The sequence below is a fragment of the Marinitoga sp. 1154 genome (genome assembly GCF_013363285.1).
Lineage (GTDB): Bacteria > Thermotogota > Thermotogae > Petrotogales > Petrotogaceae > Marinitoga.
The window spans coordinates 19,405-36,188 of the sequence record NZ_LBFB01000001.1 but is presented as its reverse complement, the minus strand read 5'-3'; the positions used below and the strand labels follow the sequence as shown (position 1 = coordinate 36,188).

General features: G+C 27.4%; 17 protein-coding genes, 1 tRNA gene and 1 pseudogene. 11 read left to right on the top strand and 8 right to left on the bottom strand.

From position 1 onward, the window contains the following. Positions 1-54: 54 nt before the first annotated feature. Entirely contained in the window at positions 55-765 is a 711-nt protein-coding gene (locus XO12_RS00190) for a M48 family metallopeptidase (RefSeq protein WP_047264921.1), read from the top strand. A gap of 14 nt (positions 766-779) precedes the next feature. Beyond that, positions 780-1,883 (top strand): alanyl-tRNA editing protein, encoded by a 1,104-nt coding sequence (locus XO12_RS00185; RefSeq protein ID WP_047264922.1) that lies wholly within the window; start codon positions 780-782, stop codon positions 1,881-1,883. A gap of 127 nt (positions 1,884-2,010) precedes the next feature. Here the strand turns inward: XO12_RS00185 and XO12_RS00180 are convergent, their stop codons facing one another. From XO12_RS00180 to XO12_RS00160, 5 genes are all read right to left on the bottom strand, one after another. Next, complete coding sequence (locus XO12_RS00180; RefSeq protein ID WP_175419501.1) at positions 2,011-2,634, bottom strand: N-glycosylase/DNA lyase; 624 nt, start codon at positions 2,632-2,634, stop codon at positions 2,011-2,013. Between the two features lie 19 nt (positions 2,635-2,653). Then, positions 2,654-3,319: a DUF554 domain-containing protein gene (locus tag XO12_RS00175; RefSeq protein WP_047264924.1), complete on the bottom strand. Its 666-nt coding sequence runs from the start codon at positions 3,317-3,319 to the stop codon at positions 2,654-2,656. Position 3,320: 1 nt separating this feature from the next. Then, a complete protein-coding gene (locus XO12_RS00170) occupies positions 3,321-4,244 on the bottom strand; it encodes a diacylglycerol kinase family protein (RefSeq protein ID WP_052913107.1) in 924 nt (307 codons plus the stop codon). Positions 4,245-4,312: 68 nt separating this feature from the next. Further along, the gene (locus tag XO12_RS00165) at positions 4,313-4,954 is read right to left on the bottom strand and encodes an anaerobic ribonucleoside-triphosphate reductase activating protein (RefSeq protein WP_047264925.1); all 642 of its coding nucleotides are present in this window, start codon (positions 4,952-4,954) and stop codon (positions 4,313-4,315) included. A 7-nt stretch (positions 4,955-4,961) separates the two neighbouring features. Further along, on the bottom strand, positions 4,962-6,836 hold the full coding sequence (locus tag XO12_RS00160) for a ribonucleoside triphosphate reductase (protein ID WP_047264926.1): 1,875 nt from the start codon (positions 6,834-6,836) through the stop codon (positions 4,962-4,964). Positions 6,837-7,059: 223 nt separating this feature from the next. On the opposite strand from XO12_RS00160, the gene XO12_RS00155 reads away from it, so the two are divergent. Continuing rightward, positions 7,060-8,193, top strand: coding sequence for an amidohydrolase (locus XO12_RS00155; RefSeq protein WP_175419500.1), 1,134 nt, complete (start codon positions 7,060-7,062; stop codon positions 8,191-8,193). A 92-nt stretch (positions 8,194-8,285) separates the two neighbouring features. On the opposite strand, the pseudogene XO12_RS00150 reads toward XO12_RS00155, so the two are convergent. From XO12_RS00150 to XO12_RS00140, 3 genes and pseudogenes are all read right to left on the bottom strand, one after another. After that, positions 8,286-8,600 (bottom strand): annotated as a pseudogene (locus tag XO12_RS00150) (3-hydroxyacyl-CoA dehydrogenase family protein); the annotation flags it as partial. Positions 8,601-8,613: 13 nt separating this feature from the next. Beyond that, the gene (locus tag XO12_RS00145) at positions 8,614-9,804 is read right to left on the bottom strand and encodes an NAD(P)/FAD-dependent oxidoreductase (RefSeq protein ID WP_175419499.1); all 1,191 of its coding nucleotides are present in this window, start codon (positions 9,802-9,804) and stop codon (positions 8,614-8,616) included. 61 nt (positions 9,805-9,865) lie between these two features. Next, positions 9,866-10,591 (bottom strand): metal ABC transporter solute-binding protein, Zn/Mn family, encoded by a 726-nt coding sequence (locus XO12_RS00140; RefSeq protein WP_047264930.1) that lies wholly within the window; start codon positions 10,589-10,591, stop codon positions 9,866-9,868. Positions 10,592-10,789: 198 nt separating this feature from the next. Between XO12_RS00140 and XO12_RS00135 the strand changes: the two genes are divergently transcribed. From XO12_RS00135 to XO12_RS00100, 8 genes are all read left to right on the top strand, one after another. Next, positions 10,790-11,317 (top strand): hypothetical protein, encoded by a 528-nt coding sequence (locus XO12_RS00135; protein ID WP_047264931.1) that lies wholly within the window; start codon positions 10,790-10,792, stop codon positions 11,315-11,317. 66 nt (positions 11,318-11,383) lie between these two features. After that, complete coding sequence (locus tag XO12_RS00130; RefSeq protein ID WP_047264932.1) at positions 11,384-11,785, top strand: DUF2089 domain-containing protein; 402 nt, start codon at positions 11,384-11,386, stop codon at positions 11,783-11,785. Beyond that, positions 11,785-12,162 carry a hypothetical protein gene (locus XO12_RS00125; protein WP_047264933.1) on the top strand — a complete coding sequence of 126 codons (378 nt, stop codon included), beginning with the start codon at positions 11,785-11,787 and terminating at the stop codon, positions 12,160-12,162. Before XO12_RS00130 ends, XO12_RS00125 begins: the two co-directional genes overlap by 1 nt. 63 nt (positions 12,163-12,225) lie before the next feature. Next, positions 12,226-12,314 (top strand) — tRNA-Leu (locus XO12_RS00120). A gap of 75 nt (positions 12,315-12,389) precedes the next feature. Continuing rightward, positions 12,390-13,355, top strand: coding sequence for a D-glycerate dehydrogenase (locus tag XO12_RS00115; protein WP_047264934.1), 966 nt, complete (start codon positions 12,390-12,392; stop codon positions 13,353-13,355). Beyond that, positions 13,345-14,019 (top strand): endonuclease III domain-containing protein, encoded by a 675-nt coding sequence (locus XO12_RS00110; protein ID WP_084822581.1) that lies wholly within the window; start codon positions 13,345-13,347, stop codon positions 14,017-14,019. The genes XO12_RS00115 and XO12_RS00110 overlap by 11 nt, the downstream gene beginning before the upstream one ends. 71 nt (positions 14,020-14,090) lie before the next feature. Next, a complete protein-coding gene (locus XO12_RS00105) occupies positions 14,091-15,749 on the top strand; it encodes a methyl-accepting chemotaxis protein (protein ID WP_175419498.1) in 1,659 nt (552 codons plus the stop codon). A gap of 561 nt (positions 15,750-16,310) precedes the next feature. Beyond that, positions 16,311-16,781 (top strand): hypothetical protein, encoded by a 471-nt coding sequence (locus XO12_RS00100; RefSeq protein WP_047264936.1) that lies wholly within the window; start codon positions 16,311-16,313, stop codon positions 16,779-16,781. Positions 16,782-16,784: the final 3 nt, after the last annotated feature.

The following is a 16,784-nucleotide window of genomic DNA, read 5'->3' as shown; positions in this document are numbered from 1 at the left end:
AAAAAGTATTAATATGTTATAATTCTCACTGAATATATATTAGAGGTGGCTCTTATGAAAAATCAATATATATTGAAAACGGAATATTTTGATATAGATTATAAAATAATTAAATCAAAAAGAAAAACGCTCTCAATCATAATTGATGAAACTGGAGAAGTTTTAGTTAAAGCACCTAAATGGTTATCAGATTTCGAAGTGAAAAAATTTGTTTTTGATAAAAGAAGTTGGATCATTTCAAAAATAATGCAATTTAAAGAAAACCCAATAACAAAAAGAAATTATGAAACAGGTGAAGAATTTTTATTTCTGGGAAAAAATTATAAATTAATGATTTTTGAAGGTAATTATGGTGTTGGTATTCAAGATAATTTTATATACATATCTTTAAAAAAAGATTTTTTTGATAATTATGAATTAAAGAGAAACATGATTATTAAATGGTATAAAAAGCAGGCAAAGAAAATAATAAATGAAAGATTAAAATATTATTCTAAATTGATGAGTTTAAATTATGGAAAAGTATATATAAGAGATCAAAAAACACGTTGGGGTAGTTGCTCTGGAAAAAATAATTTGAGTTTTAATTATAAAATAATTATGGCGCCAAAAAGAAAATTTGACTACATAATAGTTCATGAATTAGCACATATTATATATAAACATCATCAAAAATCTTTTTGGAATTATGTTGAAAAATATTGTGATGATTATATTGAAAGCCGAAAATGGTTTAGAGAAAATGGAAAAAAATTGATATTATAAGGGGGTATTTTTAAATGATAAAGATTACAGAAATAGTTGAAGAAAAAAAGAAAATATATGCAATTTCTGAAGAATCTCCATTTTACCCTGATGGAAAAGGCGGACAGCTTGGTGATAGAGGAAAAATTGGAAACGCAAATATTTTATTTGTTGAATTTAAAAATGGAAAATACTACCATTTAATTGATAAAAAGATTGAAGTGGGGGAATATAATTTTGAAATTGATGAAAAAAGAAGAAAAGATATATCTCAGCAACACACAGCACAACATATACTTTCAGCAGCTTTTGAACAAATAGCGGATTTAGATACGGTCGGTTTTAGAATGGCAGAAGAGTATACAACTATAGATTTAGAAATTCCAAACTTACCAGAAAATATTGAAAAAGAAGCTGAAAATTTATCAAATGAAATAATTCAAAAATGTTTAAATGTTGAAGAAATATTTACTACAAAAGATGAAATCTCAAAATATAATTTAAGAAAAGGTTTAAGTGATAAAGTACAGGGAGATATAAGATTAATTAAAATAGGTGATTTTGACATTAACCCATGTGGAGGTTTTCATGTTAAAAATACAGGAGAAATAGGTTTAGTAAAAATTATTTCGAAAGAAAAGGTAAAAGGAAATTTGACAAGATTATATTTTTTAGCTGGTTTTAGAGCTATAAATGATTATGATGAAAAAATAAAAATTACAAAGAATATCTCGAATTTATTAACGGCAAAAGTTGAAGATACTCCACTAAGAGTAGAAGAAACTCTAAAAAAAATGAAAGAATACAAATCAAAATATGAAAAAATTAATGAAAAATATGCTGAATTAATAGCTAAAGATATTTTTTCAAAAGCAGAAAAAATAAATAATATAAAGTTTATTTATTTAGAAACTAAAGAAGATTTTGTAAATTTTTTACCAAAATTTTTGCCCATGGATGAAGTTTTATATATAGTAAAAAAAGATAATCGTCTGGAAATTTCTTCTGGCAAAATTGATTGTAAGGAATTAATAAACAATATAAGAAAAGATTACCCACAATTAAAAGGTGGCGGAGGAAAAAATAGAGGAAGTTTAATTGGAAATATAGACATAAAAGATATTAAAAAATATATATAAGTCTAAGTAGAATCTCAAAAGAGATTCTACTTAAATTTTAATTAATATAAAAATTATTTAAGATAATTCTTTTAGATACAAAATATTCAGTAATCAATATTTTCACAAAAAAGTGATTATAATTTCCCTATTTATCAACACTTTTTTTTACCAGATACCATAAATATAAATCCAATTTTCCAATTGGTTCATTAAAATGCTCTTCTAAAATCTTTAGTCTTTTTTCGTATTCTAAATATTTATTTTTTGTCCATCCTTTTGGAATAGAATCTACCAATTCATTTTCTAACATAAGTCGGAGAATATGTTTATCTAATATAGCAACTTCACCATAACCAACATTTCTTAAAAAATGACTGGATTCTTTCCAGCCAATTCCCTTAATATTTTTCACCAAAAATTCTCTTATTTGATAATAAGGCAAAACAAATAAATGTCTTATGGTTCCAATAATCCATCTATTAGAAATTATATACTGAGCTCTTGCTTTTGGAAAACGATGTCCAACTTTTCGCAATGCATATTCCAATTCATCTGTTTCTAGTTCGGTAAAACCATTTATTCCAATTTCTTTTTGTGCTTTTATTCCACCTTTTGCACTCCAATTAGCAGTTAAAACACAAAAAGAGAGTTCAGAAAATAACTCTTCTTCACTTCCATTTTTTCCTAAAGAAACAAATTCATCCCATCTTTTTTCGACCAACGGTTTTGCTTCATCATAAATGTTTTCTATATCTTTAATTAACTTCATTTTTTCACCTCTCATTCTATTAAAAAAATGAAACTATCCAAACCAAAATAGGTGCGATAATCAATGCAGGTAAAAAATTACCAACTTTAGTATCTTTTATTTCAAGAATTTTTAATCCTATTCCTAATACCATTATACCACCAACTGCAACTAAATCATTTAAATATATTTTATCTGTTAAAAAAGATAATTGTGAGGCCAATAAAACTATGCTTCCCTGAATCACAAGAACTGAACCAGCAGAAATCATCACTCCTAATCCGTATATTGATGATAATACTGTGGAAGAAATTCCATCTAACAATGATTTTGTATAAATTAAAGTTCCATCATTTGTTAATCCAGCATTAATGGATCCAATAATAGTTAAAGGACCAACCAAAAACAAAATCGAAGACATAACAAATCCGGTAGAAAAATCTCCTTCTTGCATTGAATCTCCAATTCTTTTTAAAAAACCTTCAATATTTAATAACTCTCCAGTTAACCCACCTAATGCCATAGAACCTAAAACAATTAAAAAATTATTTGCTGACATTGACATATTTATGCCAATTCCTAAAGTAGTTAGCCCCACAGCATAAAAAAGAATGGTTTTTAGTCTATCGGGTATCCCTTTTTTAGCAGCAAGTCCTAATAAACTTCCTATTATAACGGCTAATGCATTTACAAAAGTTGGAACCATTTTATTCACCTCCAAAAACATTTAATACTTTTTTTAAAATTATAAATTTAAATGGCGAATGACCTAAACTCTCTCCATCTACTTCTAAATAAATTTTTTCCTTAGACTTTATTTCAACTTTTTTAGCTTTAAATTGTTTTACCCATTTTAATTTTACAAAGCTTCCATCAAAAATTTTCTTAATATTTTTAATAACTAATAATTTCGGAACATCCTTAACCAGTGTAATATCAAAAAATCCGTCATCTGGTATTGCGTGTGGAAGGATTTTCATTCCACCACCACTATATTTACAAATACCAACAGCCATAGTGAAAATCATTTCTTTGAAAGAATAATTATCAATTGTTATTTCAGCACTTTGAGAATTATATTTAAATAATGTTGTAAGAAGGTTTAATAAATAAGAAAATGAACCTCCTTTATTTTTCTCCTTTGACTTATTGGCATTTCTTGTAACTTCAGCATCAAAAAACATACCTGCAATATTGACAAAAAATCTTTCCAGTTTTTCATCATTTCTATAATACTCAACTCTTCCAACGTCCTGCACAAAAATACGTTTTCTTTTTAAAACATCAATTGCTTGAATATAGTTATCAGGTATTCCCACGGTTTTCCCCCAATCATTTCCTGTACCAGATGGAATAATTCCAACAACAATGTCTTCTGGATTTTTAAAATTCTGGGAAAAAACACCATTTACAATTTCATTGAATGTTCCATCTCCACCGACACAAATAATATTGCAAAACCCTTCTTTTATAGCCTCAATAGTTAAATCTTTTGCGTGCATTTTACCTTTAGTAAATGCATATTTGAAACTAAACTCTGCTTTTTTAAGATATGCTTTGATATCCGGCCATATTTCTTTTGTATTAGAACCTGCTGAATTGGGATTAACTATCACAAAAATCTTTTCCATATTATTCCTCCAGAATATGATTTATTATATTTTACCATAAAAAATAAAAAAAGTCCGCATAGCGGACCTTATCTTAAAATTGATTTTTTTAATTCGATTTTCTTATTGTTTTTAATTTTAAAAATCTCTGTTGAATTTGCTATTGTTACATATCCCTTTTCATCTTCTTTTAAGAGCTCTTCAAAAAATTCTATATCTTCTTCTGTTGAAAGATTTGGAACATATGTCATTCTAAATTCATAATCTATATTTGAGCTTCTCAGTATATTTATCGTTCTGGAAATTGTATTCCAATAATTTTCTTGAACGTTTATCAATTTACAATAATTCTCTAATTTAGCTTTTACATCCATGGCAACATAATCAATTAGATTTTTACTTATTAATTCTTCTACAATTTCAGGATCTGTTCCATTAGTATCTAATTTTACTAAATAACCAAGATCCTTTATTTTAGTAATAAAATTTGGCAAATCATTATGTATTGTTGGCTCTCCACCAGTAACGCACACAGCATTTAATCTCTTTCTTAACATGGATAATTTTTCAATAATCTTTCCTTCAGAAATTGAATTATAATCATTTGAATATGCTATTTTCCAATTATGACACCATTTGCATCTGAAATTGCAACCGCCAGTATATACTACTGCCGATATATGTTTAGGATAATCAACAAAACTAAATGTTCTTATTCCAGCTAATACCATAATATTATCAGCTCCTCAAAACCTCACTATTAATTCTAAATTGAATTCTATCTATATACTCCTGCTGCTTTCCATCATTCCAATTTTGAACTGGTCTGTAATATCCTACAACCCTTGAATATACTTCTGTATCCTTTCCGCAATGCGGACATTTAAAATGCTCTCCTGCTATATATCCATGTTCAGGACAAATAGAAAATGTCGGTGTTATGCTCATATATGGTAAAGAATAATTTTCAAAACTAAATTTAATAAATTCTTTTAAAGCTTCTGTATCTGTAATTTTTTCTCCTACAAAAATATGAACTACTGTACCACCTGTCCATTTGTTCTGTAATCCTTCTTGATGTTCTAATAAATCAAACGGATCTTCAAAATAATTTACTGGCGGGTGAACTGAATTTGTATAATATGGTTTTTCATTTGAACCAGATTGTTTTATATCTTCACCAAACTCATTTTTATCTATTCTTGCTAATCTATATGTGGTCCCTTCAGCTGGCGATGCTTCTAAGTTATATAAATTTCCAGTTTCCTTATTAAACTTATTTAATTTTTTAAGCATATAATCCATTACTTCTTGAGCAAACTCTTTACCTTCTGTACTCGCAATGCCATTTTCAATACCAAAATTCAATAACCCTTCATGCATTCCAACAAATCCAATAGTCGAAAAATGATTTGCCCAGTATTGACCTGTTAGTTTATAAACACTATCTAAATAAACCTTTGTATATGGATACAATCCTTGTTTTGTCCATTCTTCAACATATATTCTTTTTATTTCCAGACTCTCTTTTGCTAAATCCATCACTTCATCTAACATTGAGTAAAATTTATTTTTATTACCATTTGACAAATACATTAATCTCGGCATATTAATAGTAACTACTCCTACAGAACCTGTTAATGGATTAGAACCAAATAACCCGCCTCTTCTTTTTATTTCTGTATTTTCATTCTCTTTTTTATCTTCATTAACAAAACCAAATGAGAGCTGTTGCATGTGTTCTAATACCTGTCTGTTATCTAATTTTAACCTGCAACACATTGAACGAGCATCTTCGGGATTCATATCGGAATTTACATAATTTGCAAAATATGGTGTTCCGTATTTCATTGTCATAGTCATAATCATTGTCGCCACTTCGCTGTCCCAGTTAAAATCCTTTGTTATATTATATGTAGGAATTGGAAATGAAAATGGCCTTCCATCATAATCTCCTTCTAGCATTACTTCTATAAACGCTTTATTTAATATATCCATTTCTTTTTGAAATTCACTATACGTCTCTTCTTTTTCTTTACCGCCAATAATAACATGTTTATCTTTATGTGTTGAAGGCACAGTTAAATCCATAGTAATATTACTAAATGGTGATTGAAACCCTACTCTTGTTGGAACATTCATATTAAATATGAATTCCTGTATTGCTTGTTTAACTTGTTCATAATTTAAATTATCATATCTTATAAACGGAGCTAAAAGTGTATCAAAATTTGAAAATGCTACAGCACCAGCCGCCTCACCTTGCATTGTATATAAGAAGTTAACTATTTGCCCTAATGCTGTCCTAAAATGTCTTGCTGGTCCAGAAGCAACTTTTCCAGAAACACCATTAAATCCTTTTCTTAATAATTCTTCTAAATCCCATCCGACACAATATGCAGATAAAGCACCAAGATCATGTATATGCATAAATCCATTATTATGGTATTCACTTATCTTCTTATTATGCTTATCATAAACTTCATTTAACCAAAATTGTTTTGTAATTTCCTGATGAATATGATTGTTTAAACCCTGTAAAGAGTACTGCATATTTGAATTTTCTCTAACTTTCCAATCGCTGTTATTAATATAATTATAAATCAAATTCACAAAACCCCACCTCCAAAAATCAAATTTAACACGATATATTGTATCATATAATATAAATAAATACAATATGTATGTATATGTGACAAATTAAGTAGAGAAATTCCAAAATCAATATTAGAAAAACTTAGATGAAAATGTTAAGATTTTGTATAAATTTAATTTGCTTTACGAATCATTTTATGATATAATTTAAATAATAAAAATTCAAACAGGAGGGGATCATATGAAAATTCTTTTTAAAAGTGCTAATATTTATCCAATTACATCAAAACCATTTAAGGGTGATTTATTAATTGAAGATGGGAAAATAAAAGAGCTTGGTGAAAATATAAAAACACAGGCAGATAAAATAATAGATATTGAAGGGAAGTATATATTTCCAGGATTTGTAGATGCACATTCTCACATTGGTGTATTTGAAGAAGGCGTTGGTATGAGCTATCAAGATGGTAATGAAATGACAGATCCAAATACTGCACAAGTTAGAGTAATAGATGCTTTTTATCCTGAAGATGCTGCGATAAAAAGAGCATTAGAAGGTGGAGTTACTACAGTAATGGTTGTTCCTGGCAGTGCTAATCCAATAGGAGGACAGGGAGCAATTTTAAAATTTAAATCAAAAATAGTAGACGAAATGGTTATAAAAGAACCAGCAGGTTTAAAAATGGCAATGGGTGAAAATCCAAAAAGAGTATATGGTTCCCAAAACAAATTGCCAGCAACGAGATTAGGGAGTGTGGCAGTAATAAGAGAATACTTCTTAAAAGTAAAAAATTATATGAAAAAGAAAGAAAAAGAAGATTTTAACGAATTTGATTTAAAAATGGAGATTGGCGAAAAAGTGTTAAAAAGAGAAATTCCAGCTAGAATTCACGCGCACAGAGCAGATGACATATTAACAGCCATAAGATTATCTGAAGAATTTGGATTTGACCTTGTAATAGAACATGCAACTGAAGCGTATAAAGTAGTGGATTACATAAAAGAAAAAAACATTCCTCTTGTATTGGGACCATTATTTGGGTTCAGAACGAAATTAGAATTAAAGGATATGTCTTTTGAAGCGTTAAGAATAATAAATGAAAAGGGAATCCTTGCAGGATTAATGTGTGATCATCCCGTATTGCATTTAGAACACGCAAATGTTCAGGCTGCATTAGGAATGAGATACGGAGCAAAAGAAGAAGACTTATTAAAAATGCTTACAATAAATCCGGCAAAAATATTGAGAATTGACAATAGAGTAGGATCATTAGAACCAGGAAAAGACGCAGATATTGTAATCTGGAATTATCACCCGTTTGACATAAAAGCAAAAGCAGAAAGTGTTTATATAGAAGGGAAAAAAGTGTTATAAAACTTTTAAAAATAGCCTGAAAAAATTCCAGGCTATTTTATTTATTATTTTTCCACACTACAATTTTATCAAAAAATCAAAAAAAACATGCTTTATTCTTTATTAGCAGATAAAAATTCTGGATTTTGATAAGCAGGATTTGGATACTTATAAAATCCTTCTCCGGTTTTAATTCCCTTTTTACCTTTATCAATATAATTTTTTTTACAGTATTCAGCCATTTTCAGTGACTCTTCATCATTATTAATTTTACCATTTCTTAAAGCGATATTATATACAGTATCCATACCAACCATATCAATAATACCAAAAGGTCCTATTTTTGCTCCAGTACTAATCATCCATGTTTTATCAATACTATATGGATCTGATATACCTCTAAAAAGAAGAGTTCTTGCTGCTTTTAATAAAGGAACTAATTTAAAAAATGTTTATATTATCAGCAGCGGATTTTGCTGAAGATAAAGCCCATTGAATATTATAACCGCCACTATCCCCATCGACATCAAGAACTTCTCCGATAAAATAAAGATTTCTTATAAGTTTTGATTCCATTGTTTTTGAATTTATTTCTTTTGTATCAACACCACCAGCAGTCACCATCGCAACATCAAAACCACCCAGCTTTTCAATAAAAAATTCATGATTATATAAATAATTTATTATTTTATTTCGTTCATTTTTATTTATAGAATTGCATTTTTTACTTTTATCAAACTTCAAAGTTTTAAACATAATTGCTACAAATCTTTTTGTCAAATTATATTTTTGTCTTAAAATATCATAAAGACTTTTATTTTTATTATTATCCAAAACATTTAAAAAGTCAATTCTAAAAAGATCTTCGTTTTTAAAGTCGACAAAAGATATTTTTATTTTTTTTCCATTTTTCAAATATCTTGAAGAATTTAAAATTACAGGCCCTGAAAAACCTTTATGTGTAAACAATAGTGTTCCTTTAAAAAGTTTTTTATTTATCTTAAGCATGATTTCCATAGAACTTCCAGATAAATCAGAAAATAAATAGTCCTTTATTATTATAGGTGTTAATGCGGGTTTTGGAGTTATTATATTGTGTCCAAATCGTTTTGCAAAATTAAAGCCGTCTCCTGTTGTGCCTAGTGCTGGATAAGATTTTCCACCAGTTGAAATAACCAGAATTTTAGATAAAAAAGTCCCTTTATTTGTTTTAATATAAAATTTATCTTCTCTTCTTTCGATATTTATTACTTTCAAATTTGTTTTTACTTCAATTTTACCTTTATCTTTTATTTTTTTCAAAATCCAGTTTAAAACCGTTCGAGAATTCATTGTTTTTGGAAAGACTTTACCTTCATCCGTAATTATATATTCAAAATCGACCTCTTTAAGTAAATCTTCATTTGAATAATTGTACAGAGTTTTTTTTACAAAATTTTTTTTATCTCCATAATGAGATATCAATTCATTAACAGGATTGATATTGGTAAAATTACATTTTCCTCCGCCGGATACCAATAATTTTTTTGCAACTTTTTCATTTTTCTCTAAAATAAGAACATCTTTATCATTTATATTTGCTGCACAAAATAATCCTGCCGGTCCTCCGCCAATAATTATCACATCATGCACTTTCATTCCTCCAATTAAAAATGGACAGCCAATGACTGTCCAATATAATTATCTATAATAATTATTCATCATCAAAAATCTCATCTATTATATTTTTATAAAATTCTATAATAGTATTATACCCGGATAAAAAAATATCAATTGAAATTTTTTTATTTTTAAGATTATTAAATGTGGAGTTATTATATTTAATACTTGAAATTAATACATCCTGTCTGGTTATTGTAATATCATCGCTGTATAAATAATAGTTAATGTTATATCTGTTGTAAAAATGGATCAAAAGATTATTCATATCTATAATTTTAATTTTAGAATCTTTTGCGATTTTTGAAACGTAGTCAGACAGTTCAACTAACTTTTGAGTAAAACGTAATAAATTATCTCTATATTTAATAGCATTTTTCGGATCTAAACTTTCCATCTTTTTCTCTATTTTATAAGCTATAACAACTGTATACAATGGGTCTGACCATAAAAAAGGATTTTTTTGATAAGGATAATATAATACACCTTCAGATAAAACAATTTTATTGGAATCATTTTTAAAAGATATTTCATTATTTAAAAGTATAATTAAATCCATATTACTATATATATTTTCATCAAAAGTTGCATTTTTAAAATCTTCAGATGAATTGAATAGGTTTATTATATTAGCTTCTGGAGAAATTTCTCTAACAATAAGTTCTAAAGGTTTTATAGAAGTAAGTATGTTTAATGCAAAAAAACGACTGTTGATAATTAAAATAATAAGTATAGTAAAGAAAATGTTTAGATTTTTCATATTTGCCCTCCAATGATTAGTCAAAAAGTATTATAACACAAAATATAAAAAAAGAAAAACCGAAAAATAAATATTCTATTTTATAAAATATAAAAGTAAAATATAAAATAATATATATAATATATGAGAAAATATAAAATAATACTTGACAAAATATAAAAAATATTTTATAATATCATATATGAGGAGGTGATTTGTATGGTGGGAGCCATTATCTTATTATTTTATGGAGTAGTATTGATTTTTCTGGGAGCGAAATATTTTTGGGCATTCTTTTTTATTGGTTTAGGTACATATATACTTTATACTTATTATTCTGCTTTTAAACGGAAAAAAATGCAGAAAAAAATTTTAGAAAAATCAATTATTAAATTAATAAAAGAAAATGCCCCTGAAACAGCAGCACATATAATTGCAGAAAAAATAAAATATCCCATAGGAACAAAATTTGTAATTAATGTAAATTCTGTTGATACAAACGTTAAATTGGTTTTTCCGTTAGGAATCTTAATTTCTATGAAACCGATATTATATACTCTAAAACCATTTTTAAAAGAAGCTTTAAAATCGAATTTTTCAAAAAAAGGAATAAAAATAGATTTTGATTTTAATATAATCATAAACATGATTATTGAAGCGATTGATTATCTTTCGGAATTTTATGGTGAATTTATAGATGTAGAAACAGATGAAGGAAAAACAAAGATAAAAATATACGTTGCTTAAAAAAGTAAAATATATTATTTTTAAAATCAAGTGATAATTATAATAGTTTGTTAAAGAGGTGATAATATGTATAAAGCACTTACAATTTGCCCAATTTGTGGAGAAAAAATGCATATAGAAGTTTTACGATGTTCAAAATGCAACTCTAAATTAGAAGGTATTTTTGAGATGAATGAATTTGCCTCTTTGAGTAGTGAAAATGTTGAATTTTTGAGGCTTTATTTGTTAAATAGAGGAAACTTATCAAAAGTTTCGGAAGTATTAAAAATATCTTATCCAACTACTTTAAACAAATTTAATAAGCTCTTATCTGACTTAGGATATGTTTCAACTGAAGAAATAAATACAGATATAAAGCAGGATAATACAAATCTTGAAAAAAAGAAGATTATCGATGATTTAGAAAAAGGATTAATAAGTCCAAAAGATGCAATTGAAAAATTAAAATTATTAAAGGGGGTAAAATAATGAAAGAAGAATTGATAAGAATTTTAAACATGGTTAAAAACGGAACTGTAGAAATTGAAGAAGCAGCAGAACTAATAGAAACATTTTATGACACCAAAAACACAAAAAGCAATTCAACTCAAAAAAGAAAATTAGTGATTAAAGTTAACTCTTCAAACGGAGATAAGGTCAATGTCAAAATTCCGTTGGGATTAATAAAAATGGCAAAAGCAATGATACCATTAAGTCTTGCTCAGCAAGGAGCCAATATGAGTAAGGAACAAATTGACCAGATTATGGAAGCATTGGAGAATATTAACTTTGATGAATTTGAAGGTGAAAATATAATTGATGTTAATTCTGAAGACGGAGATATTGTTAAAATTTATATTGAATAATAATTAAATTTCAAAAAATCTCTTGACTAATTTAAATTTTAATGGTATAATAATTCTGGTTTTGCCGAGATGGCGGAATTGGCAGACGCGGTGGACTCAAAATCCACTGAGGGTGAAACCTCGTGTGGGTTCAAGTCCCACTCTCGGCACCATTATACCGGCTTTAAAAAAGGCCGGTTTTTTTGTTATAATTACATAGGAATAAAAAAAAATCTGGAGGTGAATTTATGGCAAAAATCGCTTTTACTTATGAAATTCCTGAAATAGCAGAAAAAAAATTAATTAACGCAGGATTTGAAGTATGGATTAACAGAAAAAACGAAACGTTATCTCATGAAGAAATTGTTAATCTGGCAAAAGAATATGATGCTTTAATAACTTTATTAAGCGATAGAATAGATGAAGAAGTAATTCGCACTGGAAAAAATGGTAATTTAAAAATTATTTCCAATTATGCTGTTGGATATAATAATATTGATGTTGAATCTGCTAAAAAAGCTGGAATTTATGTAACAAACACACCAGGTGTTTTAAGTGATGCTACTGCTGATTTAGCCTGGGCATTATTATTTGCCGTTGCAAGAAAAATTGTTGAAAGTGATAAGTTTGTTAGAAATGGGGAATTTGTAGGTTGGAGACCTAAATTATTTTTGGGTTATGATATTAAAGGAAAAACTCTTGGTATAATTGGGATGGGGAGAATTGGAAAAGAAATGGCAAAAAGGGCTAAAGGGTTTGAAATGAATATCTTATATTACAAAAGAAATAAATTAAATGAATTAGAAGAAAAAGAATTAGGTGTTAAATTTGCTCCTTTAGAAGAATTGATGAAAAAATCTGATTTCATATCATTACATACACCATTAACCGATGAAACTCATCATTTACTTGATGAAAAAGAATTTTCACTAATGAAGCCCAATGCAATTATTATAAATACTGCAAGAGGTCCTGTTATAAATGAAAAAGTTTTAATAAAATACTTAAAAGAAAGAAAAATCGCCGGTGCTGGATTAGATGTATATGAAGAAGAACCACATATTCCACAAGAACTTTTAGATTTGGATAATGTTGTATTAACGCCTCATACTGGTAGTGCAACATTCGAAACACGAAATAAAATGGCTGAAATGGTTGCAGAAAATGTTATAGCTGCATTAAAAGGAGATGTTCCACCGAACAATGTATATTGATTTAATAAATATATATAATAAACTATCAGAAATATATATTATACCAGATGGTTGGTGGCCAGGAGAGAATAAATTTGAAATTATGATTGGAGCGCTATTAACACAAAATACAAACTGGAATAATGTAGAAAAATCATTAAAAAATATTAAATCACAAAATTTATTATCACCAGAAAAACTATATTACTTAAATATTGAAAAATTAGAAGAATTAATAAAGCCATCTGGCTTTTACAAAGTTAAGGCAAAATATCTAAAAAACCTATTAGAATGGTTCAAAATTTATAATTTTTCATTTGAATTGTTGAGTAAAAAAAATGTGAAAATATTAAGAAAAGAGCTTCTTTCTGTTAAAGGTATAGGAAATGAAACTGCAGATTCCATTTTACTATATTCTTTAAACAAATTGAGTTTTGTAATTGATGCATATACTATAAGAATGTTTTCGAGATTTGGTATTGAAATAAAGAAAAATTATATTGTATACAAAAATTTTTTTGAGAAAAATTTACCTGAAGATTTGATAATATACAAAAATTTTCACGGTTTAATAGTTGAACATTCTAAAAATATATGCAAAAAAAAGCCCTTGTGTGATATGTGTGTCTTTAGATTAAAATGTAAAAAATTTCATAACAATAAAAATAATATTGATTTTATGTAAAAAATATATTATAATAATGTTATACGAAAATTTAAAAGTTTGTCTAAAAAATAATGTTAGGGGGAATTTTTATGAAAAAAAGTAGTCTTTATGTGAAGTTAGGTATACCAATAGTTCTGTTTGTTTTATTATCTCTCATTACATATATTTCAACTTTTACCATCACTAAAATGCAAAAAGATGATGGTTTAGTTGTAAATCTTGCAGGAAGACAGAGAATGTTAACTCAAAGGATGTCGAAAGAAGCTTTAACTTATTATATATATAATGATCAAAAAACAAAAGATAGTTTATTAAATACAATAAAGGTCTTTGATACTACTTTAAACGCATTAAAAGATGGTGGAAAAGCTCCTTTTGATCTCGCATGGGAAAAAATGGTAAACGTTCCACCAGCACAACCTGAGGCTAAGGCTCAGCTTGAAAAAATAAAATCATTATGGGATGAATTTTATGCGCATATGGATAAATTTCTAAAAAATGATGATGAAAGTTCTTTAAAATATATATTAGAAAATAATATTCCATTGCTTGTTGAGATGAATAAAGGAGTAACTTTATTCCAAAAAGAATCGGAAAAAAAGGTTTCTTTTATGAAACAAATTCAATTAACTTTATTTATTATTAATCTTTTAATAGGTATTTATGCATTTTATGCTTTGAAAAAATCGCTTACCCCTTTAAAAGATCTTGAAAAAATTGCAGAAGGTGATTTAACAGTTTCGGCAAATATCACATCAAACGATGAAATTGGCATTATAGCAAAAAAAATGTACCATCTTGTTGGAGAAAAATTAAGGCCAACATTTGATTTTATAAAGCGAAGTATGGAAGGTATTAAAATTTCTTCAGATAATGTTTCGGGTAGTGCTCAGGAAGCAAACGCAATTATAGAAGAATTCAAAGCTGGTTTTGATATGATGGCGGAAGAATCTAAAATAATGGAGAGAGAAACTGATAGAACAGCCGATTCTATTAAAGAGATATCTCGTTCAACTGATGAAGTCGCAAATGCTGCAATTGACCTTGCAAATGTTGCAGGTGTTTTAGAACAAGCAACAAATGAAGGTAAAAATGTAATGTTTTCTTTAGAAGAAGCTATAACAAATGCTTCTAAAGAAACATTAAAAACCATTGAAGAAATAAAAGAACTTGAAAATTATGCAGGAAAAATTACAGAAGTTATAGATCAAGTTTCAAATATTGCAGAACAAACAAATTTATTAGCATTAAATGCAGCAATTGAAGCTGCAAGGGCTGGTGAAGCTGGAAAAGGTTTTGCTGTTGTTGCAGATGAAATACGAAAATTAGCTGAAGAGACAAGAAAAGCCACTGATGAAATTTCCAGTATTTTAGGGTCTATAAAAACAAATGTTGAAAAATCAACGAAACAAATTTTTTCAGTAAAAGATACCGTTGAAAAAGTTACAAAAAATTCTTCAGTATTAAATGACGAACTAAACAAAATTTTAGGACAAACATCTATTCTCTCAGAAAGGGCTCAAACATTAGCTGCTTCAGCAGAAGAACAAAATGCATCATCTCAAACAATTGCAGAAGCTTTTGCCAATGTAAATGAATCGCTTAATAGATATTTTGAAAACGTTCAAAACATGAAAGAATCCAGCAATGAAATACAGGCAATGTCTGATAATTTAGCAGAAATAGCTTCTGATTTGCAAACAAGTGTTGATTTATTAAATAATGCTCTATCTGAATTTAAATTCTAAAATTATATAAAAACTTATATAAAAAATCCCCTTTGTAATACAAAGGGGATTTTTTTAGTTTTATAGGTTGTCTAAAAAGTTTCAAATGAAATGAAGACTCGAAGATTGCCCTTACACGCTACTGCGGGTATTGATTTAAATATTTTTGATTTTATAAAAAACTTTTGAGCTACCGCTCACCTATGGTGGGTTATTGGATTAAAAAATTGGATTTTAATAAAAAAACCTTTGAGCTATTGCTCTCTTACAGCAGGTAATTGGAAAAAATAATTTTTATTATATAATTATAAATCCTTTTCCCTTAGATTTTTTATACCTAAAAAATCTAAGCGTAAATGTAAGCCGTCAAAATTATATGGACGTAATTTTGAGCGAAACAATACACGATGTATTGTTTGAGCGACGGCTGAGAATGAATAATTTTAAGGATAAGCAATCGAGCTGTCTGAGTGAATTTGACTTTTTAGACAATCTTAAAAATTATTTAAATAAAACCAGAAACATTATATTAATATAATAATGATATAATTATAACATCTTATTAAAAAAAGGGGTGAAAGTATGAAGAATTTAATATTTATATCAATATCTATTATTATTTTTAGCATTGTATCATTTGGTTTTGAAGTATCTGGATCATATTTTATGGAATTATCTGGATATGAAAGAACTTTTTACGGACTAAAAGTCACATTTGCCGATAAAAATATAATTGGTTTAGAACTAGGTGTATTTTCTCCTACAGATATAATTGAAACTGGGGAAATAACTTATTTACAACCAACAACATTTATATTGTTGCAAATACCATTAAAATATTTAAAAATATATGGTGGAATAAGTCCTATTATTCAGTTTTATGACAACAAATTTTCGCTATATTCTTATACGATGTATTTGACAAAAGCTGGTATTGCATTATATTTAGGTCCTTTTGTAATTTCAGGTGGAATGAATACTGTATTTGATTTATCTTTTCAACAAACTTTTGGTATTTATGGCATTTTTGCAAATTTAGGTTTTAGATTTTAAGGG

Bases quoted from the DNA above. Each gene is read 5' to 3' on its own strand.
- XO12_RS00190 (WP_047264921.1), top strand. From the start codon at position 55: ATGAAAAATCAATATATATTGAAAACGGAATATTTTGATATAGATTAT.
- XO12_RS00185 (WP_047264922.1), top strand. From the start codon at position 780: ATGATAAAGATTACAGAAATAGTTGAAGAAAAAAAGAAAATATATGCA.
- XO12_RS00180 (WP_175419501.1), bottom strand. From the start codon at position 2,634: ATGAAGTTAATTAAAGATATAGAAAACATTTATGATGAAGCAAAACCG.
- XO12_RS00175 (WP_047264924.1), bottom strand. From the start codon at position 3,319: ATGGTTCCAACTTTTGTAAATGCATTAGCCGTTATAATAGGAAGTTTA.
- XO12_RS00170 (WP_052913107.1), bottom strand. From the start codon at position 4,244: ATGGAAAAGATTTTTGTGATAGTTAATCCCAATTCAGCAGGTTCTAAT.
- XO12_RS00165 (WP_047264925.1), bottom strand. From the start codon at position 4,954: ATGGTATTAGCTGGAATAAGAACATTTAGTTTTGTTGATTATCCTAAA.
- XO12_RS00155 (WP_175419500.1), top strand. From the start codon at position 7,060: ATGAAAATTCTTTTTAAAAGTGCTAATATTTATCCAATTACATCAAAA.
- XO12_RS00140 (WP_047264930.1), bottom strand. From the start codon at position 10,591: ATGAAAAATCTAAACATTTTCTTTACTATACTTATTATTTTAATTATC.
- XO12_RS00135 (WP_047264931.1), top strand. From the start codon at position 10,790: ATGGTGGGAGCCATTATCTTATTATTTTATGGAGTAGTATTGATTTTT.
- XO12_RS00130 (WP_047264932.1), top strand. From the start codon at position 11,384: ATGTATAAAGCACTTACAATTTGCCCAATTTGTGGAGAAAAAATGCAT.
- XO12_RS00125 (WP_047264933.1), top strand. From the start codon at position 11,785: ATGAAAGAAGAATTGATAAGAATTTTAAACATGGTTAAAAACGGAACT.
- XO12_RS00115 (WP_047264934.1), top strand. From the start codon at position 12,390: ATGGCAAAAATCGCTTTTACTTATGAAATTCCTGAAATAGCAGAAAAA.
- XO12_RS00110 (WP_084822581.1), top strand. From the start codon at position 13,345: ATGTATATTGATTTAATAAATATATATAATAAACTATCAGAAATATAT.
- XO12_RS00105 (WP_175419498.1), top strand. From the start codon at position 14,091: ATGAAAAAAAGTAGTCTTTATGTGAAGTTAGGTATACCAATAGTTCTG.
- XO12_RS00100 (WP_047264936.1), top strand. From the start codon at position 16,311: ATGAAGAATTTAATATTTATATCAATATCTATTATTATTTTTAGCATT.